Raw genomic sequence first — 21,483 nt, 5'->3', positions numbered from 1 at the left:
CCCTTGAAAACAGCCTTCCCCATTCTGTTCCATACGTCAATAATAGGACCGCTTGTACTTTCGGCCTGAATGTGTATTGCGGGACCGTCATGGGAAGGAGGCCAATCCGTGATCGATACGGTACAAACCGACGGACGCAAAACGGACCGTCCACGTCCCGGCATGGCTGTACCCACGCCGGCACAGCGCCGTTATCTCGTAAGGGGATTAAGCGAACCGGGCGGAAAATTGCCGCTATTCGATATTGATGGTTCACGCGTTAAAAACAGTACCGTGCAGGCTTGCCTGAAACAGGGGTGGTGTGAACCCTGGTACCGAAACCCGCTTAAGCCTGACTGGTTGGTGTGCCGTCTGACCGATACAGGGCGTGCCTCTATTGAAAGCGATGTCGCAAGTTCGTGAGCCTTATGACGACCATAAGACAGTTTCAGGGGCAGGCCAGGCAAGGGGACCCGTATTCATGACCCGCGAGTCGACAGAAAAAACAGGGTTGGTTTTGGATAGTGACCACCTGGAGGCCTTTACCGGGGGCGATGCGGGACTGGCCCGGGATATCCTCCAAACATTTGCGGAGTACGCGCCCGGATATCTGAGCGTGCTGGAAACAGTATCCGAAGCGGAATGGCAGCCGGCGGTCCACAAATTGAAGGGTGCCGCCCGTGGTATCGGTGCCTTTGCTCTGGCCCAGGCCGCAGAGATGGCCGAGAGCCTGTTTGAAAATCCTGAGGCTGCCTATGGCGATCTTTCAAATCAAGAACGGCGTAATCGGTGCTTGCGTGATCTGGAAGACCACCTGCGTGTGGTGCTGACCAAAATCGGTGCACAATATAGCTGAGAAACCGTCATCGGCCCGGCTGCGGGATATCTTTGCGCCGATATGGCTGTATTGACACAGTGTCATCCTAAGTCATTGCTTTTTCTGCAATCATTTCCAAGTAATCCGTTGACCGGTATCGGCAGGCAGGGATAGAAAAGAGAATTACTGGCTTCGGTATGCCGTGGGGTTCGGCAATTTTGTGAGCTTGGTATGAGCAATTATGATTTTGAGCGTGTAAGCGTACTGCTCGCCGAGGACAGTCCCTTTATCCGGTCTCTTCTCGTCAATTCATTGAAAGTTCTTGGGGTCGGCAACGTTTATGCTGTCGAGGATGGCGGCGATGCCATCCATTTCATGAACCGAGTGAAAAATGAACCCATGCGGGTGGGGGTGCAGAGCATCGACATCATCATGTCCAATTGGGATATGCATCCGGTGGACGGAATGATGCTGCTGCGCTGGGTCAGGCGTCATAAAGACAGTGTAGACCGCTTTGTGCCGTTTGTCCTGATTACCAGCTATACCGAGCCGGAGCGTGTGCTTGAGGCCCGTGAGCTGGGCGTGACAGAAATTTTGGCAAAGCCGTTTACGGTGAACAATATTGCTGAAAAGCTTATTTCAATCATCGAGCGTCCACGTCAATTCGTTCATACCAAGGACTATTTCGGGCCTGATCGTCGCCGCCGTAAGGTGCCGCATGACGGTCCCGAACGCCGCAAACTCACTGACAAGAGCGAGGGGGTGGAGATTATCCGTGGTTGATAAAAAGGGTGTCATCGTCCGGTTTTACCGGTTCAAGAACCGTCTCAAGGAAAAGACGGCGGGGCTGGCGCCCGGCGCTGCGACCATCTCCGCAGACGCCCTTGCCGAAGCGGAGCAGGCGCTTTCCAAGATGTCCGAAGACTACCCCGACTGGGTTCAGGGACTGATTGTGAAATTGCAGGAACAGCATGGACGTTCCGTCGATACCCCTGAAAAACGCCGCGAGTTCATGGAAGAGATCAGTCGGATTGCCCATGACATGAAGGGGCAGGGCGGAACATTCGGTTATCCGCTTATTACGGATTTCGCGGATTCTCTATACAGTCTGACACAGGGGCGGAAAGAAGTATCCGACAATCTCGTTGAACTTGTAAAATCCCATGTCGACGCCATGCGTGCGGTCATCCGGGGACGCGTCAGTGGCGATGGCGGTGAAATCGGCAAAAAGCTCACTCAGACCCTGAATGAAGCTATTGATAAATATTCCGAGTAAGGCGGACGCCGCCAGTCTGTTTCCTTGTTCCATGTTATTGACAGTGTGTATGGCGGCATGACGGTCGAGGCTGTTTGCGGCTGGGCTGTATTTTGCCCAAAAATGCCGGGTCTCCGTGTATCAGCAGATTCTCTGCACGGGCGACCACCTATGGGAAGAAAGGCATGAGACGCACAACGTCAAACGAAAGGACAGCCGTTCTGAAGCGTATCCTTGGGAACACCGCGCATTGTCGCCGGATCGTCGGTGCGTTAGGCGTTTTCCTTTTGATGGGCGTCGCTTCTCTCGCCGCAGCTGTAAACCCGATTGAAGATGCCCTGAATACGGCGGACAGGTTGGCGGGAGACAAAGCGCGCGATGCCAGTCGCCGACCGGCGGAAGTGTTGGCATTTTTCGGGGTGAAGCCCGGCATGCGCGTTCTCGACCTGTTTTCCGGCGGTGGATATTATACCGAGCTCATGGCGCGCGCGGTCGGTGAGACAGGCTGGGTCGTGGCCCACAATAATGATGCTTATCTGGCATTTTCGCGGGCAACGTTGCAGACCCGATATGCCAAGGGCCGTTTGGGTAATGTCCGGCGCCAGGTTTCAGAGGGTGACGACCTGGTCCTGCCGAATGATTATTTTGACTTTGTCATGATGGCACTGACCTATCATGACCTTTATTTCGTTGGCGATAACTGGCCTGCCATTGATGCCGAGCGTTTGCTGAGAGAAGTGTATGAGAGCCTTCGCCCCGGCGGTATTGTGGGAATTATTGATCATGTTGCCCCTGCGGGGACCGGGTACGAAGCGGCCCAAAGACTGCACCGCATTGATCCTGCCTTGATCGAGGGCGGCATGCGGACTATCGGATTCGACTTGGATGGCACAAGTGATGTTCTCGTCAATCCTGACGATCCGCTTGACATTCCGATGTTCGACCCTGCCATACGCGGCAAGACACACCGTACCGTCATGCGTTTCCGCAAACCGTAAGATGCACAGTGAAAAGGCAGTCATATTGCTGCGTTCACTGGTTATCAATACGCAGCTTGGGCCGGCTTTTCCGCACTAACCCGCAGGCTATTGCATTCCGGCGCGCTCGCGCAGGCCGAGGGCATGATCCATAATATGGAAAATCACATTCTGTTCCATGGTTCCGCGCACCAGATGTGCCCAGGGGCCAATGCCGAACAGGGCGACATCCTCCCCCCCATGGGTTTCTGAATGGGTCGGTATCAGGGCCTGCTGACGAAAATCAGGCGCCAGTACCTCTTCTTCGCTCAGGCGCGGGCGTTCCCCCCTCACCGCGCCCGGTCCATTATGATAACCAAGAGTGGTATAGGGTTTGCCGTCGCCGGCCATTTCCAGCCGCTTTGACGCTCCCTTGGGACCGGCTGGTCGCACCAACCCCAGAATGGGATTTCCCCGTCGCGGGTAACCCGCCATGGTGAAGACATGGCTGTGATCCGCCGTGACCAGGATCAGCGTTTCATTAATGTCAACCATCTCCAGGGCTTTGGTGACGGCGCGTGACAGGGCGACAGTATCGGCGAGCGCACGCTGGGCATTCCCGCCATGGTGGGCGTGATCGATCCGCCCGCCTTCCACCATCAGATAAAAACCGTCTGGATTCCGTGAAAGATGACGAATGGCGGTCTCTGTCATGGTGGCCAGATCAGGTTCGTCCGAAGGCGTGCCGTCAGTTTTCGCGACCGCCTGCCTGTCCAGCTCATAAGACATATGCGATGAGGTGAACAGGCCCAGAAGGGGGCCGGTGACGGCCGGATCGATACTGGTCAGGGCTTGCCTGTCCGCCACAAACCGGGCCGCCGGGTCACGGGCCAGCCATTCGGCAACAATATTGCGCCCATCCTGCCGTTTGCCGGTGCCGTGCTGACTGCCGTCAGTGGGCAGGAACTGATCCCGGCCACCGCCAAGCGCGACCTCAAGCCCGTTGCCGCCCATATTGTCGACAATCTGCTGCGCGATATCCCGGCAGCCGGCCTCCTTGGCGGCGTCGGGAATGTGGGTATCGTTTTCCCAGCCACGGCTGGGACTGACGGCATAGACGGCCGCCGGTGTGGCGTGGGTCAGCCGCGCCGTCGAAACAATCCCCGTTGCCATACCGATCCGTTCGGCATAGTGCGCTAGCGGCATCAGTCGGTATTCGTCCTTCGGACAAACATTCTGAACGGCTTCAGGTGCGGTGTTGATGACGCCGATACGTGTCTTGACGCCGGTGTTCAGGGCGGAAGCCGTTCCGGCGGAGTCCGCCACCTGTGCATCCACATTGTAAGTCTTAACCAGTGCCGTGTAGGGGAAATGTTCAAAGCTAAGCAGATTTTCCTCGCCGCTGTTCCCACGCATCTGACCGTCATAAATGCGTCCGGCTGTCAGGGTGGAAATTCCCATGCCGTCCCCGACGAAGAGGATGACATTTTTAGCCCTATGCTCAATGCGGGGTGTTGCCAGACGGTCTGCGACCGCGGCCTGACCCTCGCGCATCCAGCTGTCAATGCTGCCGACCGAAGGCTGAGCATCCTGGGCCGCGACAGGTAAAGCGAACAGGGCCGGCATTGCGAACGCCAATACCATCGCTGTTACCACCCGGTCTTTAAATCTGGTCAGCTGGCATGAAAAGGGCTGTGTCCAATCATCTTCTTGCGGGATATGCGGCACTGGTGATTTCCCCCTGAAAAAGAGTACAGCAGATTTTTACAAGTGTGTGAGTCGCACCGCAAGCCTCTGTATTCTCTATTGTTTGTCACAAGACTGTCATGTTTTGCTGAACGAAGGAAATATCAGCCTACAACTTCGGTTAAATGGTTTAGCGACAGATCGCACTTATTCCGCAATCTGTCGCTTTCTTCACATAAATATTCTGAAAAACACGCATAAAAGAACGCGTCGACAGCTTGTGACCATGCGGGGGAGGGACGGTATGCGCTTTCCCGAAACGGTTAAAGGGATCAAGCGGTACGGCCAAAAAGAAAACATCCAAACGACCGTGACATGCGAGGAGATAAATTATGAGACATACAGTCACCAAAGCTGCGGCCATTGTGGCACTTCTTATCAGCGGTATGGCGGCGCCGGTGCTGGCCGGCGAAGACAACGCCCTGCATTCCTGGCAGAAAAAGGCCAGTCAATCCATCGACACCGTTATGCATTATCCCGCGATGGCATTGCGCCGGAACAAGGAAGGATTTGCCAGTTTCCGCGTAACCATTGACCGCAGCGGCGATGTGGTTGAAAGCGAACAGTTGGAGCGCCCGCGGAACGGGCTGATCAACGGGGCCGCCAAAAATGTTCTGCGCAAGGCGGAATTTCCGGCCCTGCCGGCGGATTATGACGGCGAAACCCTGACCTTTGCCCTGAAGCTGAACTACGCCATTGCCTCCTCGGCACTTCAGGCCCGCAGTCTGAAACGCAATCTGGAACGTGAAGGCCGCGTCACCGGTCGGGAAATCGTTTCGCGTTCAGGCCCCCTGACGGCAAGCATAGAATTGCTGGAAGACGGCGACTGATCCGCCAAATCCAGAGTCAAGATAGGAACAAGCCCTCTGTGCCTTGTCGGCACAGGGGGCTTTTTTGTTGGCAGGGCTTCTAATGCTACCTTTCGGCAGGAGGTTAACGCCGTAATTCCCGCATGGCGTCATCAAGCCCGGACAGGCTCAGCGGATACATACGATCCGCCATCAGGGTTTTCATAATCTGAACCGACTGTGCATAGTCCCAGTGGTCGCTCGGAATAGGGTTGAGCCAGACAGCCTTGGCATAGACATCCAACAGGCGTTTCATCCAGATCTCGCCTGATTCTTCATTCCAGTGTTCGACCGACCCTCCAGGATAGACGATTTCATAGGGGCTCATCGATGCATCGCCGACAATGATGACCTTATAGTCATGGGGGTATGTGTGCAGCACATCCATGGTGGCAATGGTATCGCTGTGACGGCGGCTGTTGTCCTTCCAGACTTTTTCATAAAGGCAGTTATGAAAATAAAAGAATTCCAGATGCTTGAATTCACTGCGGGCAGCGGAAAAAAGCTCTTCGCACAGCCGGATATGCGGATCCATCGATCCGCCGACATCCAGAAACAGCAGGATTTTGACGGCATTGTGCCTTTCCGGCACCATTTTGATATCCAGATACCCTTTGTGTGCGGTCGCATGGATGGTGCTGTCCAGGTCCAACTCGCTTGCCTCGCCTTCACGGGCGAACTGCCGTAATTTTCTCAGCGCGATCTTTATGTTGCGGGTGCCCAGTTCCACACTGTCATCAAGATTTTTGTATTCCCGCTTGTGCCATACCTTGATGGCCCGGCCATGACGGCCTTCTTTCTGGCCGATACGCACCCCTTCGGGATTGTATCCATAGGCACCGAATGGGCTGGTTCCGGCCGTTCCGATCATGCGGTTGCCGCCCTGGTGACGTTTTTCCTGTTCCTCCAGCCGCTTTTTCAGCGTCTCCATGATTTCATCCCAGTCACCGAGGGATTTGATTTTTTCCATTTCTTCCTGCGAAAGATGCAGTTCGGCCAGCTTGCGCAGCCAGTCTTCCGGCAGTGTGACGGTTTCCTCGCCCACCCATTCGATGCCGTTGAAGCTGGCGGCAAAGACGCGGTCGAATTTGTCCAGGTTTTTTTCGTCCTTGACGAGGGCGGTTCGGGCCAGGACGTAAAAATCATCGACGCTGTAATTCGCGCAACCGGCTTTTACCGCATCTATCAGGCTCAGATACTCCGTGATGCTGACCGGCAGCCCCCCTTTTTTGCAGGCATAGAAAAAGTCGGTGAACATAAATCCTGGCTTTCCTGGTCAGCACATTCCTTCGATGGCGTCAGCCATGGGGCCTAGCCCTGGCGGGCACGGTTCATGAAGGCGAGCCGCTCAAACAAATGGACATCCTGTTCGTTTTTCAGCAGGGCGCCATGCAGGGGCGGAATCAGCTTGTTCGGATCCTTGGACCGCAAGGTTTCCACAGGCAGATCCTCTGCCATCAGCAGTTTCAGCCAATCCAGAAGTTCACTCGTGGAAGGCTTTTTCTTCAGACCGGGCACCTCACGGATATCGAAGAATATATTCAGGGCCTCGCGTGTCAGGTCCGCTTTGATATCCGGGTAGTGAACCGCGATGATTCGCTGCATTGTTTCCTTGTCGGGAAACTTGATGAAATGGAAGAAGCAACGGCGCAGAAAAGCATCCGGCAGTTCTTTTTCATTGTTCGATGTGATGATGACAACAGGGCGATTTTTCGCCTTAACCGTCTCGCCGGTTTCATAAACATGGAATTCCATGCGGTCGAGTTCCAAGAGAAGGTCGTTCGGGAATTCTATATCCGCCTTATCGATCTCATCAATCAGAAGGACCGGGGTAACGTCATTGCTGAAGGCATCCCACAATTTGCCACGCTTGATATAATTGGCGATGTCCTTGACACGCTCATCACCGAGCTGGCTGTCACGCAGGCGGCTGACCGCATCATATTCGTAAAGGCCCTGCTGGGCTTTTGTCGTTGATTTGATATGCCATTCGATCAGGGGGGCTTCGAATGCAGCAGCGACCTCGTGTGCCAGAACGGTTTTCCCGGTGCCGGGTTCCCCTTTGATCAGCAGCGGACGGCGCAGTGTGGCGGCGGCATTGACGGCGACGGACAGGTCATCCGTGGCGACATAGGTATCGGTACCGGAAAAACGCATTCAAACCCCTCATGACTGGAACAGAGCAGCCCTGGCACGGGCACGACAAATAACTCTTACAGACGAGGAGACTAGGGCCATGGACCGTCAGGATCAAGGGCAAGGCGGTGTCCGCTTTGTGCCACATCGTTCACTATAGCGACAGTCGCTCACAAAACGCAGAAAACCACATGACGCAGCAAAGGCCATGGGGTGATGAAAATTAATCTGTTTCGGCGCAAAACAGCCGGGCGTCTTTAAGCCGGATCAGGCTTCATCGTCCACGGCCAGGCCTTCCACATCCCTGAATGCCGACAATACGTTCAACAGTTCCTCTGGAGGAAACTGGCGGACGACTTCGCCGGAGTCCCGGTCAATGGACTGATAGATGAACTGACCGGTATCGTCATCCAGATCGATACGCAGACGCGTATTCGGGATCTGGTCGGCCTGCGGCAGGAACGCTTCAAGGGTTTCGGCGGCACGTTCAAACGGGTCCCGGTCTTCTTGCTGCGAAGACTGGTCGTTCTGCGGTGTATCCGCCGGAGCCTGAGACGCGGTGTCCTGACCTTGGTTTTCGGGCCTGCTTACGGGCAGGACCGTCTGGCCTGGTGTTTCGCTGGGCGCTGCACTTGGCGCGTCCGCGGGGCCGTTTGCCTCGCTTCTTGCCAAATCCGAGCGCAGGTTTACAACCTGGGCAGCCGGGGCAGCATTTGTAATCTCGTTCATGGGTCTGACCTTTGCGAGATACTCCTTCTCTCCTTGTCCATCTTGTTCGGTGCCTGACAATCTTTTTGCGGAGTGGGGAGAGCCACGGATGGCCCTCCCGAATTCCTTTAATTTAAGTCTCTTAACCGAAGAGACCCAGAATTGCCTGCGGCGCCTGATTGGCAATGGAGAGAGCCTGAAGACCAAGCTGCTGCTGCACCTGCAAAGCCTGCAGGTTTGCAGCTTCCTGAGCCAGATCTGCATCGACCAGGTTACCGATACCCACTTCGATCGAGTCAGACAGCTGTGTCGTGAACGACTGCTGAACATCCAGACGTGTACCGAAGGCACCGAAGTCGGACAGAGCGTTGTTCACGGTGGTCAGTGCTGCATCGATGGTCGTAACGGCGGTTGCCGCTGTGGAAGCGTCGGTGCCGATCACCGTGGACGCGAGGCTGAGGCCCGACAGGCTCAGGTCGACGGCCGCGACCGAAATATTGGTCGTGCCGGTGTCGTTGGTGATGGCGCTGATGCTCGAGCCACCGGTATTGATAGCATTGGTGCCATTAAAGTCAGCTGACGCTGCAATGGCATCAATCTGATCCCGCAGTTCGACGAATTCATCGTTCAACGCAGTACGAGATGTTGAGTCGAGACCTTCGTCGGCTGCTGCCACAGCCAGTTCGCGCGCTTCAATAAGCAGATCGGAAATTGCCTCGCCACCGGCGATGGCAACATCCAAAGCCGATGAAGCCCGGTTCAGTGATGCCTGTACCGAGTTCAAGCCGGCAACGTCCGCCCGCAGAGTTTGCGCAATGTTGAAAGTGGCGGCCCCGTCACGGGCACCGGCAACTGCAAGACCGGTATTGATCCGGTTCTGAGTTGTTTGAAGACCAGCATTGGTGGTGTTGAGGTTGCGCAGGGCGGCAAGCGCACCTGCATTGGTGTTTACCGAAAAAGCCATTTTGCTTCTCCTTTTTGGAGTTATGTATGTGGGCTTTTTGCCCATGGGACTTTTTGTCCCGAGGGAAATTTTGCAAGAATGGGGCCAATTTGATAAAAGTTTATAAAAATCGTTAAGTATATGATTTAAAATAAGAAAGTGTATTTTCGATCGATACGATATAGATAAATAAAGTAGGCATATTTTGCCCATTTGGCACAATGTGCCCACATGACCCGTATCTAACCGGCAAAAACTGCCGCTCTGTGTCGGCAATGTCCCGGACGGGTGAGTGGTATGAATAAGGAAGGACGTTAAAAGGAAGGGGGGAGCTGTCAGCTCCCCCGGCGGCAGGTGCGTCTTTGTTTTGATCCGGTCGGTTATTCTACTGGTTCTACCGGTTCTCTGAGGAGTGTTGGAACGCTTATCGAGGACGCTTGTTAGCCGCCAAAGAGGCTGAGGATCGACTGTGGTGCCTGATTGGCAATGGACAAGGCCTGAAGGCCAAGCTGCTGCTGCACCTGCAAGGCCTGCAGGTCGGCGCTGGCCTGGGCCAAGTCCGCATCGACGATATTGCCGATACCCACTTCGATCGAGTCAGACAATCTGGTGGTGAACGACTGCTGAACGTCCAGACGTGTGCCGAAGGCACCGAAGTCGGACAGAGCGTTGTTCACGGTGGTCAGTGCCGTATCCAGGGTGGTCACGGCGGTTGCAGCGGTGGAGGCATCGGTACCGATCACCGTGGACGCGAGGCTGAGGCCCGACAGGCTCAGATCGACGGCCGCGACCGAAATGCTGGTCGTGCCGGTGTCATTGGTGATGGCGCTGATGCTGGAGCCACCGGTGTTGATGGCATTGGTGCCGTTAAAGTCAGCCGACGTTGCAATGGAATCGATCTGATCGCGCAGTTCTATGAATTCGTCATTCAAAGCAGTCCGTGAGTCAGAATCCAGACCTTCGTCGGCTGCTGCCACAGCCAGTTCGCGCATTTCGATCAGAAGGTCGGAAATCGCCTCGCCGCCGGCAATGGCCACATCCAGCGAGGAAGAGGCCCGGTTCAGGGAGTCCTGAACAGAATTCAGGCCGGCCAGATCCGACCTTAGCTGCTGGGCGATTGCGAAAACGGCAGCACCATCGCGAGCCCCCGCAATTTCCAGACCCGTATTGATCTGGCTCTGCGTGATTTCAAGGCTTGCATTGGTGACGTTGAGGTTGCGCAGTGCCGCGAGCGCAGCACCATTGGTGTTGACGGAAAACGCCATGTTGTTTCTCCATTCTGAGAGTCAATTGAGCCTTTTGCTCATGGAAGCCTTTTGCTTCCGCCACCCCTATAAGCAGGGGGCGTGCCAATTTTTCCTGTCGGTCGATTTTTCCTGGGTTTTGTTGGTTTTTCCGGGGTTTCTGGCTCAGATCACAGGCTGGACAAGAAGGTCAGGCGGTTGACGGCGTGCGGAAAATATTTCCCGTGGAGCAAAAAATGCCGGGCAAGGGGCTGCAAGAGTTGCCGGGCTGGGCAAAATCTGCCGGTTATGCGCATCTGATGGAAGCGCTGCGAAGCGAAAGCCGTATTCAGAATTATGAAAGGCGTTGATTGAGAAAAGTGGGATCAGAAATTCGGGAGCCGGTTTCAGTCCGTATCCGGAGCGGGTGCCGGCATAGAAATCCGCGGCGAAAAAGCCCCAGAATTTAGCAGGATTTAAATGTGGCTGTTGATGGATTGTTGAGGCTGCATGGGGGTGCCGGTGCGGTTTTCTTCTCCCGCCAGCTTTGCCTGTTGTGCCAGTCCGTCCATGACCGTCCTGTTGATCTTAACCAAGGGGTCCACTTTTGCCGTACCACGCATGACCTGCGATGAATGCCGCGACACCCAGAGCGACAGGGAAATAATGGAAGCCCTTAACTGGTCGGGAAGTTGGTTGCCTTTCGTGCCGCAATCGCTGGCAAAGGTTGACCACATGCGCCTGTTCCAGTCGAGCGCCTTGATCAGGTCCGGATCCGTCGGTTTCCTGTCCTTGACCTCCAGCAGCGACCGGGTCACGTCGGCAAACAGCCGGTATTCCGTCTGGCGCGGATCTTCCGATTGTTGCTGGACCTTCTGATAGGACTGGTAGGACATAGGGGTTTTACTCCGATGGACTGTACGACAGACGTTCTTCTTCAAATGCGATAAGTTTCTTGCAGCCCATCAAGGCCTGATAATAGCTTTTTGCCATTACGCTTTTGCTGATTTTGACGCAGGTCTGAACGGCATCGGGTGTACTTATGGCATTCATGAATTCGCTCATGCGCAGCACGAACTCCTCATAATATTTTCCCTGATTGTCCGGATCCATATACATCAGCATGATCGGAAAATAGATTCGCCGTGCCGGCGTTGTAACGTCTTCCTCTTGCATTATATCCTTCTCGCGAAGGATGGAGACCTTGTTGCGCACCACAAGTGTGCTTCTACGGTCACCATTAGCAATAACCGCGCCATTTATGACCAGCTTTTCGCCCGGCTTGAGCGACAGTTTGAGTGCCATCCCCGAACCTCTTTATGTTTAGCTCTTGAGCTAACAGGATATTTTCGTGCCGGCGAGTGTACATAATTGATACCGCCTGTGCGACATTCTATTAAAAATTCAGGTTGGTTCGAGGTTTGCTTACGATTACGCAATATTTATATCCGACTGTATTCGAGGCGACCGAAGGAATTGCGGCAATGGCCCGAGGGCACAATCCAGTAAAACACGCAAAGCTGAACAAAACCCTACCCGGTGCGGGGAGAGGGATCGGCGATGCATTGGGCACGGTGTCGCAGGCTGCCAGACTGGCCCGGCAGGCCCCGAAGAAAGTGCGCTCGATGCTTCAGGCCGGACACCGCCATGTGATGCGGGAGGAATGGGCCAAGGCCGCCAAATGTTATTTCGACGCCTGGGATCATCTGCCTGAAGACCTGGAGGTGCTGACGATGCTGGCCCACTGCCTGGGCAAGCTGGGGGCCCGCCGGCAGGCATTGGACATTCTGGAAAAGGCCATTACGATCCATGGCGGCGAACCGCGCGTCTATGAAGTCATGGGGCATATGTGTGCGGAAATGCACCTCTATGATATCGCCGCCAAGGTCTGCCGGCAGGCCGTCGAACTCTGGCCGGACAAGCCTGAGTTCTATGCATTGATGTTTTATGCCCTTGTCAATCTGGAACGCTATGACGAGGTGATCGACACGGCACAGGCGGTCCTGCCGCTTTTTCCCGCACATGCCATGTTATGGAACGAACTGGGCAGTGCCGTCCGAATGCGTGACGGACCGCAGCAGGCGCTCGAATTCTATGAAGAGGCCGTGCGCCTGGCGCCTGACAATGCCCGGATTGTCTGCAATCTGGCCATGGTGATGCCGCCTGACAGAGAGCGGGACCGGATTGATCTGTTCCGCAAGGCCCTTTCCCTCAATTCGGATCTGCCCGAAGCACACATCGCCATTGGTTATCATCATCTGTCCGAGGGACGGCTGGCTGAAGGGTGGCGTCATTATGAATGGCGAAAACGCCTGACACGCGCCAAAGGACAGCGGCCATTATACCAGTTGGATATCCCGGAATGGCAGGGTGCCGGAGACAAGGTGGACTGCGTACTGGTGGCGGCCGAGCAGGGCCTGGGCGACGAAATCATGTTTGCCCGTGCGATTCCGCAGCTCATCGAGCGGGTCAGGACGGTCATTATTGCCTGTGACCCCCGTCTTGTCGGGATTTTTGCCCGCTCTTTCCCCCAGGCTCATGTGATCTCATACAGGGATGAGGATGTCCTGGGGGATATTCGCCGTCATTTTCCGGACCTGGAGGGTCTGGCCGGCAAGGGGGTCAAGGCTGAGGCTTATATTCCATGCGGGTCCCTGCCGTATCATGTCTGGTCTGATATAGACTGTGTTCCCATTTGTCCGTCCGGATATTTGACGCCCGATCCTGAACTGGTTGAAAAATGGCGCGCGCGGTTGTCCGCCATCGGAGACGGGCGTAAGATCGGAATATCCTGGAAAAGCGGCATGACGATGGGCGCGCGTCGTTTCTACTATACCAGCTTGCCCGATTTCCTGCCCCTGGCCGTGTGTGAGGATGTACATCTGGTCAATCTGCAGTATGGCGATGTCGGGGAGGATATTGCCAGTTTTGAGGAAAAGTCCGGTGCCTGCATTCACAGATGGGACGATTTTGACGTCAGGCAGGATATAGAGAATAATCTGGCTTTGATGAGTGTTCTGGATTTCGTCGTTGGGCCGCAGATCGCGCCGCAAATGATGGCCACCTCGGTGGGCACACAGGTCCGGTTGTTGATGCACGTGGATCCCTGGTGGGCCCTTGGCACGGCAGCGGGAGGTGATGGACCGAGTTTCATACCCAATATGCGTTTCGTCAACGTGGCCGACTATGGCTGGCAAGCCGGGATCGACGCCGTGGCACGGGAAGTAGCCGCACTGCAAAAGACACCCGCATGAGGGAGCGGATTTTTTCCAGCCGTTTTCTGAGTGACCCGTCGATGCCCCCTGTGGTGGTGGCTGAAGTGTCAGGCAACCATGGCGGATCCCTTGACAAGGCGCTTGCCCTGATTGATGCCGCCGCAGCCGCCGGTGCGGATGCTGTCAAATTTCAGACCTATGAACCGCAAACGATCACTCTTGACCATGACGGTCCGGCCTTTCGTGTCGGCGGGTTGTGGCATGGGGAAAGACTGTATGATCTTTATGCACGGGCGCAGACACCGTTTGAATGGCACACCCGGCTCTTCGAGCATGCACGGGAAAGGGGGATAGCCGTTTTCTCGGCGCCTTTTGATCCAACAGCTGTTGATCTTCTGGAAACCCTCCGCACACCGGCCTACAAGATTGCGTCTTGCGAGTTGGTCGATACGGGGCTGATCCGGCATGTGGCAAGAACCGGCAAACCTGTTATTCTGTCCACCGGTATGGCGAGCCGGGAAGAGATTTCCGAGGCTCTGGATGTGATAAAAGCCCTTCGGGGCGGTCTGGAAGATATATCTCTCCTGCACTGTATCAGCGGTTACCCGACGCCCGTTCACAATGCCAATCTGCGGCGCATGATTGACATGGCGACCCGTTTCAATGTGCCTGTCGGACTGTCCGATCATTCTCCGGGACTGGCAGTGCCGCTGGCGGCCGTGGCTCTGGGGGCGGTTCTCATCGAAAAACATGTGTGCTTGTCCCGGGACGATGATGGCGCGGTGGATGGCCCGTTTTCGCTTGAACCTGACGAATTGATGGCACTGGTGCGTCAAAGCCGCGAAGTCTGGCAGGCCCTCGGTGATGCCGTCTATGGCCCGACGGAAACGGAGGCGGACAGCCTGCGGTTCCGCCGCTCGCTATATTTTGTCCGGGATCTGACGGAAGGGGCTGCGGTCGATTCCGCTTCCGTGCGGAGCGTGCGTCCGTCCGGCGGTCTTCATCCCCGCCATTTGGCTGAGATCATGGGCCGTCAGATCCGCCGCCCCGTCAGGGCGGGGACCCCTGTGACCTGGGAACACTTGGTGTGAATGTTCTGATCACCAGTGCAAATGCCAAATGTCGGTTGATCCGCCTTTTCCAACAGGCCGTTCATTCGCTCGGCGGGCAGGTGATCGCGGCCGATGTCAGGCAGGATGTTCCTGCCAGAAATACCGCGGATATTTTTGTGTCCCTGCCATACGATCATGATGAGACCTTTGCCGAAGCGCTGTTGGCCGTTTGCAGCACCCATGATGTCCGTCTGGTCGTGCCCACACGCGATGGCGAACTGGCGCGCCTGTCGGCCTTGAAGCCGGTATTTGCGGACGCAGGCATTGTTATACTGGTGCCTGACGCCGGCAGGCTTGCCCCTTGCCTTGACAAACGCGCCTTCGTGGATGCGGCCGGTGTGGCCGGCGTACCCGTCTTACCTGTTCTCGACATTGAGGGTCCTCCCAACCTGCCGGCTTTCGCAAGGCCTGTTCATGGCAGTGGCGGGCAGGGGGCTTGCACCCTTTCATGTGAAGAAGACTGGTTATCCCTGCGTAAAAACAGCGGTGATTTCATCGTTCAGCCTTTATGCCGGGCGCCAGAATATTCCATTGATGTCTTGAGCGATCTGGTTGGCGATCCTCTTGATGCGGTCGTGCGTCGGAGAGTGCGCGTGGTGAATGGGGAAAGCGTGGAAACATGCGTTGAAAAAGTTCCCATATTGGATAATGCGGTCATGACCTTGGCACGCTACTTGAAAATCCCCGGGCATAGCGTTTACCAAGGGTTTTGGAGCCACGACGGAGTGGGTCCTTTTCTGTTCGAGGTCAATGCCCGCTTTGGCGGCGTGTCGCATGTCAGCGTGGAGGCGGGGTTGGATTCCCCCAGGCGTCTGATCCAAATGGTTTCGGCCCGCGCCTGACGTTTCGGAATATGTATGGAAGTATGTAATGCGTGTTGATCTGGCTTGCATCTCGGGTTCGCAGGATGGCCTGGGCCATGTTCGCCGTTTGTTGTGCCTGGGCCAAACGCTGGAAAAACGCGGTGTCGATGTCGGCTATTTTTCCAGCGATATATCCACCTTGCCGGGGATGCCGATTGTCCGGCGTGCTTTTCAACCCCTGGATCATCTGCCGCAGCATTCCGGAACGCTGAACGCATCTGAGGAGGCAGGAGGCAGATCCATCCTTGTTCTGGATATGAAGCACAGGACACAGGATACCCTGTCGCGGCTTGCCTCTTCCTATGAGAAAGTGATCTGTTTATCGGACACCGGTCATGCGGTTCCGGGCGCGCACATCACCATCAATCCCAATCCGTTTCAGGTCGGTGCGGCAACACCGCAAATCGATGGCGTGAACGGGCAGGAAGCGCATTATTTTGCCGGGGCTGACTACTGCCTGATCACCAATCCGGCTACGGCCGTTTCAGCTATGGCCGATGATACGGCTGCGGCTTTTAAACCCGACGCCGGTCCCATTGTTGTCAGCTTTGGCGGGGCCGACGACGGCCGCTTCGCCGGCGCGGTTATTGATCGTCTTGCCGGACGAGTGGGGCAGGCTGAGCGGATTGTTTGGGCGGTGCCGAGATCGTTTCCGTCTGCACCGGTTCTCCCTGAAAACGTCGACATATGCGCGGGTAAGGATTTGGCGGTTTTGATGTCAAAGGCCGCCGTTCTGATCTGCGGTGCCGGTGTCACCTGTCTTGAGGCGATGGCAGGTGGAACGCCTTTTGTCGCGATCCCGGTCTCGGCGGATCAGCATCTGGCCGGAACCTGGTTGGAGAATAACGGGTACGCCGTTTTGCCTTTTGAAAAGCTTGACGACCTTCCTGCCATTGTCGGAGATGTGAAAACCCGGACAAGACGTGCACGCCCCGAGCTGCTTGCCGGTGCCGAACGGGTGGCGGATATTGTGTTGAGGACAGCCTTATGACGCCTGGGACCAGCGGAACAAGCGGTAAAACGGTTTGTATTATTCAGGCGCGCCGGCGTTCAACGCGTTTACCGGACAAGGTTCTGGAGCCGATCGCGGGCAAGACGACAATTTCCCATGTGGTTGAACGATGTGCACGGATCAAAGGCGTCGACGAAGTGGTGGCGGCCCTTGTCGACGACCCGTATGAACGACCGTTGCATGACGAAGCCCGGGCCGCCGGCGCGACGGTTATCGCAGGGGACGCGGACAATGTTTTGTCCCGGTTCGCCAGGGTCGTGCGACAAACCGGTGCGCAGACGATATTGCGCGTTACCGCTGACTGCCCGCTTCTGGATCCTTTTTTGTGTTCCGACCTTTTGACCGTTTATCGTCAGCATATGGCTGACTTCGCAGTATTGGGGGCGTGGCCGCATGGCATGGACTGTGAAGTTACGAGCGGAAAACTGCTTCTTCTCGCGGAAGCCCGTGCCGATCAGACGTATCACCGGGAACATGTGACCCCCTGGATCCGTGAATGCCGTGATCTGAACAAAGTCTATTTACAGCCGCACCCCTACATCGATTTGAGAAATCCGTTTCGCTGGGTGCTGGACTATCCTGAGGATTTGACGCTTCTGAAAGCGATGGCCGCAGCTCTCGGCACGGATATGGGCACGGTGGACTGGTTGTCGCTTCTCAATCTCATGCGTGTGAATCCGGACCTGATGGACATGAACAGAGCGCAATCGGATCATTGGCGCAGCGTCAACAAAACCCTGGTGCGGTCGATTGATGAGACAAAACGCTTTGCATATGAAGAGGTGGAACGGCCTTATCATACCTGCTTCTGGACGGATATGCATCCGGAAGGGAAAAAGCGTCTTTTGGATCTGATCGCCAAGATGGACCTGTAGGCGGTGTTTACCGGGATGGCCGGTAACGTTTCAATGGGGAAACGGCTGCGGATTTACCGACTGAGTTTGCGCCATATGCGCTATGGCACGGCTATCCCTCATGTCGTTGCAATGGCCGAAGGCTGTCCGCATTGCCGTATGGCAAAGTCAATTCTTAAACCCGCATATGTCCTATAAGGCTGCCATATCCGTTGCCATTTGTGCCAGGGACGCGGCGCATACCATACGACGCGCGATGGAGTCAGTGCCGGAGGGGCTGCCGGTGGTTCTGGTTGACGATGCCAGTGTGGATAACACGGCAGGGGTCGCCGTGGCGTGCGGGCGAGGGCCTGTCAAACTTTCCAAACGGTCGTTCAGCCGGGGCATCGGCGATGCAAGACAGGTCGCCCTTGACCTTGTTGAAACCCCATATGCGTTATGGCTGGATGCGGATGACGAAATGTTGCCAGGTCGCGCAGATAGTATGCTTGCGCAGTTGGAGGCGGGGGCGGATCTGGTCTTCGATCCTGTCATTCTGGTGGATGACGAAACGGTATCGCGGGACCGGCTGCTGCCCGTGCCCGACTTTTTGAGGCGCCCGGACGGGGTGTTGCGTTGCTTTGAGCGTAACTGGATTCCCATGATCGCAGGGGGGTTCCGGACAGAATTTGCCAAGCGTATAGGATACGACACCACCCTGAAAACCGGTGAGGATTATGACTTTTTGCTGCGGGCCCTTCTGGACGGTGCGACCGTACGTTTCTGTGATGAGGCCGGATACCGCTATCATCACAGAAATAACAGTCTGTCGCGCAATCTGAAAATGTCCCTCGCCAATACACGGCGCGTACTTGCCAAGACCGCCATATCCGCACTTGAAAGAAAAATACTGTCTTCCCGGCTGCCGAGGGCCGAGGCGCATTATACACTGGCCGCGACAGCGCTTTGGCGGCGTGACCGGGATGCTGTTGAGCGTCATACTGCGAGTATGACGGAGGCGGCCGCAATTCCGCCATATGGTCGGCCGGCCCGTGATCTCGCCATATTTCTCAGGGCCAGTGCGCGTCTTCTGGTGGGGCGTGCGGACGACGCTGTATCTCTTTTACGGCCTCTCGCCGCTGACTGTTCCTGGGCCGAGGTGGAGAATAATCTGGGGGTCGCTTACCGGAAAATCGGCAACAGAACGGATGCGGAAATCTGTTTTGCCCGCGCTTTACTGGAAAACCCTGATTATGGTGATGCCAGGTACAATCTTGACAGTCATGGTGAGGGGGATGGAGACGACGCCCGCTTCACTCTGCTGCCGCTCAGGCCGGTTCCCGACCGTGCCGAATATGGATGATGGTGTAACGGCAGGGGGCTTGCAAAGGCGTGTCTTGCATGCACGCCCGCGCCCCTAAATTGGGATATAAAATTGTCATCGGGTTCTAAGGTATTTGGCGAACAGGTATATTTATTTTACCGTGCAAGCGGGTTCCACAATATAGGCCCCGGCGGAAAACGGGGGCAGCAGGGATAGGGAATGCAGAACCGCTCGATCCTGATCACGGGGGGCACAGGCTCATTTGGCCGGCAGTTGATGCGTTATTGTCTGGATAGACGCGAATATTCGCGCATCATTCTTTTTGCCAGGGGTGAATTCAGCCACTTTGAAATTCAAAACGCCCTCACCGCCGAAGAACTGGAACGTGTCCGTTTCTTCATCGGCGATGTCCGCGATATAGACCGTTTGTTAATGGCTTTTCGCGGGGTTGACGTGGTTGTGCACGCGGCAGCGCAGAAGCAGGTGCCTTTGGCGGAATACAACCCTTTTGAATGTATCCATACCAATGTGATCGGCGCCGAGAACGTGGTTCAGGCCGCCATCCGCAGCGGTGTTTCCAAGGTTGTCGCACTGTCCACGGACAAGGCGGTAAATCCCATAAATCTTTATGGGGCGAGCAAGTTGGCATCCGATAAGATTTTCGTTGCGGCCAATGCTCTCGGAGCCGGTACGGATACCCGTTTTTCCGTTGTGCGCTATGGAAATGTTTTGGGTTCACGCGGCAGTGTTATTCCTTATTTCCGCCAACTCATCGCGAAGGGCGCGAAGACACTGCCGGTTACCGATCCGCGTATGACCCGTTTCTGGATCACACTGGAAGAGGCTGTCGCCTTTACGATGTCCTGCTTGCCCCTGATGCGCGGTGGCGAGATCTTCGTACCGAAAATCCCGTCCATGCGTATTACCGACCTGGTCGAGGCTCTGTCCCCCGGTATGCAGACCGAGGTGATCGGCATTCGCCCGGGAGAAAAGTTGCATGAGGTCATGATCACCGAACATTCCGCCCGTCATACAGTGGACATGAACGACCGTTACGTCATTGAACCCGAATGGGAATTTTGGGGACGACGCGCTTTCGCCAAAGAAGGTTGGGATGTCACTCCGGAAGGGTTTGCATACAGCAGCGATAACAATAGCCACTGGCTGACGTCCGAGGATTTGCGGTCTATTCTGACAAGGGGCTCCGATGACATGGACGGACAGGATGTCCAATGAACAATGGGGCCGATGATCCGTCCTTCCTGCCCTATGGCCGGCACAGTGTTGATGAAGCGGATATCGCTGCCGTTGTCAGTACGCTCCGCCACCAGCCTTTAAGCGGCGGCAAGGCCGTAGGGGCGTTTGAGGCGGCTTTTGCCCGTGCCGTTGGGGCAGAATATGCGGTGGCGGTGTCAAGCGGTACGGCGGCTTTGCATCTGGCGGCGGTGGCTGGCGGATTGCGGCCCGGGTCCTTTGCGATTGTTCCTGCCATTACATTTGCTGCCACGGCCAATGCCGTACGCATGGCCGGTGCCGATGTCATCTTTGCCGATGTGGATGCGGATACGGGCCTGATGACGGCTGAAACGCTGGAACGGGCGATCCGGTCTGCGTCCGGTCCCGTGCGTGCGGTTTTTCCCGTGCATCTGAGCGGGCAGTGTGCCGACATGGCGGCGATCCGGCCTCTCGCCGGTTCCCATGGCATGAACATCATTACGGATTGCTGCCATGCCCTTGGTTGCCATTATCCTGGCGGCGGAGGTCCGGGGGACGGTACATTTGAGAGTATGGGTACCTTTTCCCTCCACCCGGTCAAGGCCATCGCCATGGGGGAGGGCGGGGTGATCACGGTACGGGAAAAGGATATGGCGGACCGTTTGTGCCGTATGCGGGCCCATGGTCTTGTCCGTGACACCGAACACTGGCTGCAACCCGGCATGGCGGATGACGGTCATGGCCGCACAAATCCCTGGTATTATGAAATGCATGAACTGGGCTGGAATTACAGGGCGTCCAGTCTTCACTGTGCACTCGGCCTCAGTCAGCTTGATAAACTGGATAGCTTCATTGCCCGCAGGCGAAAACTGGCGGCGGCTTATGATACCGCTTTCGATCAACTGGATGCCGATTGGGTACGGCCGGTACCGCTTGCGCACCATAATGCGGCAGGATTTGCCGATCACGCTTATCATTTGTATCCGGTCTTGATCGACTTTGCCGCTTTGGGGGTTGGTCGTGCCGATGTGATGCGCTTTTTGGCGGGCCGGGGTATTGGCACACAGGTGCATTATATTCCTGTAAACCGACAGCCTTACTATACCGACCTGTATGGTCAGTCCGATTTGCCCGGAGCGGAACGCTATTATAACCGCGTTCTTAGCCTGCCGTTGTTTCCGGCCATGACGGACAGCGATGTAACACGGGTTGTCGATGAATTTGCCAAATTGGCGCCATGAGTTCCGCTGGCAATTCCGGCCGGTTTTGCTTGCGATGGAATGTATCAAAACGCCCCG

The 21,483-nt window shown here is 55.9% G+C and carries 23 protein-coding genes; 15 read left to right on the top strand and 8 right to left on the bottom strand.

Annotation, left to right across the window (positions count from 1 at the left end):
• Positions 1-108: 108 nt before the first annotated feature.
• The 5 genes from BXY39_RS07975 to BXY39_RS07955 all read left to right on the top strand — a co-directional run bounded on the left by BXY39_RS07975 (position 109) and on the right by BXY39_RS07955 (position 3,049).
• On the top strand, positions 109-402 hold the full coding sequence (locus BXY39_RS07975) for a discoidin/SUN/FTP domain-containing protein (RefSeq protein WP_245999006.1): 294 nt from the start codon (positions 109-111) through the stop codon (positions 400-402).
• Positions 403-460: 58 nt separating this feature from the next.
• A complete protein-coding gene (locus BXY39_RS07970) occupies positions 461-835 on the top strand; it encodes an Hpt domain-containing protein (RefSeq protein ID WP_170163701.1) in 375 nt (124 codons plus the stop codon).
• 192 nt (positions 836-1,027) lie between these two features.
• Positions 1,028-1,579 (top strand): response regulator, encoded by a 552-nt coding sequence (locus tag BXY39_RS07965; RefSeq protein ID WP_121938291.1) that lies wholly within the window; start codon positions 1,028-1,030, stop codon positions 1,577-1,579.
• Positions 1,572-2,072, top strand: a complete 501-nt coding sequence (locus BXY39_RS07960; protein ID WP_170163700.1) for an Hpt domain-containing protein — start codon at positions 1,572-1,574, stop codon at positions 2,070-2,072. The genes BXY39_RS07965 and BXY39_RS07960 overlap by 8 nt, the downstream gene beginning before the upstream one ends.
• Positions 2,073-2,236: 164 nt before the next feature.
• Positions 2,237-3,049, top strand: a complete 813-nt coding sequence (locus BXY39_RS07955; protein WP_211332128.1) for a class I SAM-dependent methyltransferase — start codon at positions 2,237-2,239, stop codon at positions 3,047-3,049.
• Between the two features lie 87 nt (positions 3,050-3,136).
• Here BXY39_RS07955 and BXY39_RS07950 read toward each other — a convergent pair whose 3' ends face one another.
• A complete protein-coding gene (locus BXY39_RS07950) occupies positions 3,137-4,651 on the bottom strand; it encodes an alkaline phosphatase family protein (RefSeq protein ID WP_121938409.1) in 1,515 nt (504 codons plus the stop codon).
• Positions 4,652-5,085: 434 nt separating this feature from the next.
• On the opposite strand from BXY39_RS07950, the gene BXY39_RS07945 reads away from it, so the two are divergent.
• Entirely contained in the window at positions 5,086-5,583 is a 498-nt protein-coding gene (locus tag BXY39_RS07945) for an energy transducer TonB (protein WP_121938289.1), read from the top strand.
• Between the two features lie 103 nt (positions 5,584-5,686).
• Here BXY39_RS07945 and BXY39_RS07940 read toward each other — a convergent pair whose 3' ends face one another.
• The 5 genes from BXY39_RS07940 to BXY39_RS07920 all read right to left on the bottom strand — a co-directional run bounded on the left by BXY39_RS07940 (position 5,687) and on the right by BXY39_RS07920 (position 10,653).
• On the bottom strand, positions 5,687-6,859 hold the full coding sequence (locus tag BXY39_RS07940) for a vWA domain-containing protein (RefSeq protein WP_121938288.1): 1,173 nt from the start codon (positions 6,857-6,859) through the stop codon (positions 5,687-5,689).
• 53 nt (positions 6,860-6,912) lie between these two features.
• Positions 6,913-7,758: an AAA family ATPase gene (locus tag BXY39_RS07935; protein ID WP_121938287.1), complete on the bottom strand. Its 846-nt coding sequence runs from the start codon at positions 7,756-7,758 to the stop codon at positions 6,913-6,915.
• A gap of 246 nt (positions 7,759-8,004) precedes the next feature.
• A complete protein-coding gene (locus tag BXY39_RS07930; RefSeq protein WP_170163699.1) occupies positions 8,005-8,466 on the bottom strand; it encodes a flagellar protein FlaG in 462 nt (153 codons plus the stop codon).
• A gap of 121 nt (positions 8,467-8,587) precedes the next feature.
• On the bottom strand, positions 8,588-9,409 hold the full coding sequence (locus BXY39_RS07925; protein WP_121938285.1) for a flagellin: 822 nt from the start codon (positions 9,407-9,409) through the stop codon (positions 8,588-8,590).
• 419 nt (positions 9,410-9,828) lie between these two features.
• Positions 9,829-10,653, bottom strand: a complete 825-nt coding sequence (locus tag BXY39_RS07920) for a flagellin (protein ID WP_121938284.1) — start codon at positions 10,651-10,653, stop codon at positions 9,829-9,831.
• A 203-nt stretch (positions 10,654-10,856) separates the two neighbouring features.
• On the opposite strand from BXY39_RS07920, the gene BXY39_RS19910 reads away from it, so the two are divergent.
• Complete coding sequence (locus tag BXY39_RS19910; RefSeq protein ID WP_281270002.1) at positions 10,857-10,982, top strand: hypothetical protein; 126 nt, start codon at positions 10,857-10,859, stop codon at positions 10,980-10,982.
• A gap of 105 nt (positions 10,983-11,087) precedes the next feature.
• On the opposite strand, the gene flaF is transcribed toward BXY39_RS19910, so the two are convergent.
• Together flaF and flbT are read right to left on the bottom strand one after the other, a co-directional pair.
• Complete coding sequence (flaF, locus tag BXY39_RS07910; RefSeq protein WP_121938282.1) at positions 11,088-11,507, bottom strand: flagellar biosynthesis regulator FlaF; 420 nt, start codon at positions 11,505-11,507, stop codon at positions 11,088-11,090.
• A 7-nt stretch (positions 11,508-11,514) separates the two neighbouring features.
• On the bottom strand, positions 11,515-11,916 hold the full coding sequence (gene flbT / locus BXY39_RS07905; protein ID WP_121938281.1) for a flagellar biosynthesis repressor FlbT: 402 nt from the start codon (positions 11,914-11,916) through the stop codon (positions 11,515-11,517).
• Between the two features lie 179 nt (positions 11,917-12,095).
• On the opposite strand from flbT, the gene BXY39_RS07900 reads away from it, so the two are divergent.
• The 8 genes from BXY39_RS07900 to pseC all read left to right on the top strand — a co-directional run bounded on the left by BXY39_RS07900 (position 12,096) and on the right by pseC (position 21,426).
• Entirely contained in the window at positions 12,096-13,865 is a 1,770-nt protein-coding gene (locus tag BXY39_RS07900; protein ID WP_121938280.1) for a tetratricopeptide repeat protein, read from the top strand.
• A complete protein-coding gene (pseI, locus tag BXY39_RS07895) occupies positions 13,862-14,917 on the top strand; it encodes a pseudaminic acid synthase (protein ID WP_121938279.1) in 1,056 nt (351 codons plus the stop codon). The genes BXY39_RS07900 and pseI overlap by 4 nt, the downstream gene beginning before the upstream one ends.
• Positions 14,914-15,780: an ATP-grasp domain-containing protein gene (locus BXY39_RS07890; RefSeq protein ID WP_121938278.1), complete on the top strand. Its 867-nt coding sequence runs from the start codon at positions 14,914-14,916 to the stop codon at positions 15,778-15,780. Before pseI ends, BXY39_RS07890 begins: the two co-directional genes overlap by 4 nt.
• A gap of 28 nt (positions 15,781-15,808) precedes the next feature.
• Positions 15,809-16,792, top strand: a complete 984-nt coding sequence (locus tag BXY39_RS07885; protein ID WP_121938277.1) for a hypothetical protein — start codon at positions 15,809-15,811, stop codon at positions 16,790-16,792.
• Positions 16,789-17,688, top strand: a complete 900-nt coding sequence (locus BXY39_RS07880; RefSeq protein WP_121938276.1) for a cytidylyltransferase domain-containing protein — start codon at positions 16,789-16,791, stop codon at positions 17,686-17,688. Before BXY39_RS07885 ends, BXY39_RS07880 begins: the two co-directional genes overlap by 4 nt.
• A gap of 82 nt (positions 17,689-17,770) precedes the next feature.
• On the top strand, positions 17,771-19,009 hold the full coding sequence (locus BXY39_RS07875) for a glycosyltransferase (protein WP_121938275.1): 1,239 nt from the start codon (positions 17,771-17,773) through the stop codon (positions 19,007-19,009).
• A gap of 180 nt (positions 19,010-19,189) precedes the next feature.
• Positions 19,190-20,206 carry a UDP-N-acetylglucosamine 4,6-dehydratase (inverting) gene (gene pseB, locus BXY39_RS07870; protein WP_121938274.1) on the top strand — a complete coding sequence of 339 codons (1,017 nt, stop codon included), beginning with the start codon at positions 19,190-19,192 and terminating at the stop codon, positions 20,204-20,206.
• Entirely contained in the window at positions 20,203-21,426 is a 1,224-nt protein-coding gene (gene pseC / locus BXY39_RS07865; protein WP_121938273.1) for a UDP-4-amino-4,6-dideoxy-N-acetyl-beta-L-altrosamine transaminase, read from the top strand. The genes pseB and pseC overlap by 4 nt, the downstream gene beginning before the upstream one ends.
• Positions 21,427-21,483 lie beyond the last annotated feature (57 nt).

The organism is Eilatimonas milleporae (genome assembly GCF_003688555.1).
GTDB lineage: Bacteria > Pseudomonadota > Alphaproteobacteria > Sphingomonadales > Kordiimonadaceae > Eilatimonas > Eilatimonas milleporae.
The sequence above is the reverse complement of the archived record's forward strand: the minus strand, read 5'-3'. Positions and strand labels throughout refer to the sequence as shown.

Excerpts from the sequence above, each read along its gene's own strand:
- BXY39_RS07970 (WP_170163701.1), top strand. The coding sequence starts at position 461 with ATGACCCGCGAGTCGACAGAAAAAACAGGGTTGGTTTTGGATAGTGAC.
- BXY39_RS07965 (WP_121938291.1), top strand. The coding sequence starts at position 1,028 with ATGAGCAATTATGATTTTGAGCGTGTAAGCGTACTGCTCGCCGAGGAC.
- BXY39_RS07955 (WP_211332128.1), top strand. The coding sequence starts at position 2,237 with ATGAGACGCACAACGTCAAACGAAAGGACAGCCGTTCTGAAGCGTATC.
- BXY39_RS07950 (WP_121938409.1), bottom strand. The coding sequence starts at position 4,651 with ATGGTATTGGCGTTCGCAATGCCGGCCCTGTTCGCTTTACCTGTCGCG.
- BXY39_RS07945 (WP_121938289.1), top strand. The coding sequence starts at position 5,086 with ATGAGACATACAGTCACCAAAGCTGCGGCCATTGTGGCACTTCTTATC.
- BXY39_RS07940 (WP_121938288.1), bottom strand. The coding sequence starts at position 6,859 with ATGTTCACCGACTTTTTCTATGCCTGCAAAAAAGGGGGGCTGCCGGTC.
- BXY39_RS07935 (WP_121938287.1), bottom strand. The coding sequence starts at position 7,758 with ATGCGTTTTTCCGGTACCGATACCTATGTCGCCACGGATGACCTGTCC.
- BXY39_RS07930 (WP_170163699.1), bottom strand. The coding sequence starts at position 8,466 with ATGAACGAGATTACAAATGCTGCCCCGGCTGCCCAGGTTGTAAACCTG.
- BXY39_RS07925 (WP_121938285.1), bottom strand. The coding sequence starts at position 9,409 with ATGGCTTTTTCGGTAAACACCAATGCAGGTGCGCTTGCCGCCCTGCGC.
- BXY39_RS07920 (WP_121938284.1), bottom strand. The coding sequence starts at position 10,653 with ATGGCGTTTTCCGTCAACACCAATGGTGCTGCGCTCGCGGCACTGCGC.
- flaF (WP_121938282.1), bottom strand. The coding sequence starts at position 11,507 with ATGTCCTACCAGTCCTATCAGAAGGTCCAGCAACAATCGGAAGATCCG.
- flbT (WP_121938281.1), bottom strand. The coding sequence starts at position 11,916 with ATGGCACTCAAACTGTCGCTCAAGCCGGGCGAAAAGCTGGTCATAAAT.
- BXY39_RS07900 (WP_121938280.1), top strand. The coding sequence starts at position 12,096 with ATGGCCCGAGGGCACAATCCAGTAAAACACGCAAAGCTGAACAAAACC.
- pseI (WP_121938279.1), top strand. The coding sequence starts at position 13,862 with ATGAGGGAGCGGATTTTTTCCAGCCGTTTTCTGAGTGACCCGTCGATG.
- BXY39_RS07885 (WP_121938277.1), top strand. The coding sequence starts at position 15,809 with ATGCGTGTTGATCTGGCTTGCATCTCGGGTTCGCAGGATGGCCTGGGC.
- BXY39_RS07880 (WP_121938276.1), top strand. The coding sequence starts at position 16,789 with ATGACGCCTGGGACCAGCGGAACAAGCGGTAAAACGGTTTGTATTATT.
- BXY39_RS07875 (WP_121938275.1), top strand. The coding sequence starts at position 17,771 with ATGGCACGGCTATCCCTCATGTCGTTGCAATGGCCGAAGGCTGTCCGC.
- pseB (WP_121938274.1), top strand. The coding sequence starts at position 19,190 with ATGCAGAACCGCTCGATCCTGATCACGGGGGGCACAGGCTCATTTGGC.
- pseC (WP_121938273.1), top strand. The coding sequence starts at position 20,203 with ATGAACAATGGGGCCGATGATCCGTCCTTCCTGCCCTATGGCCGGCAC.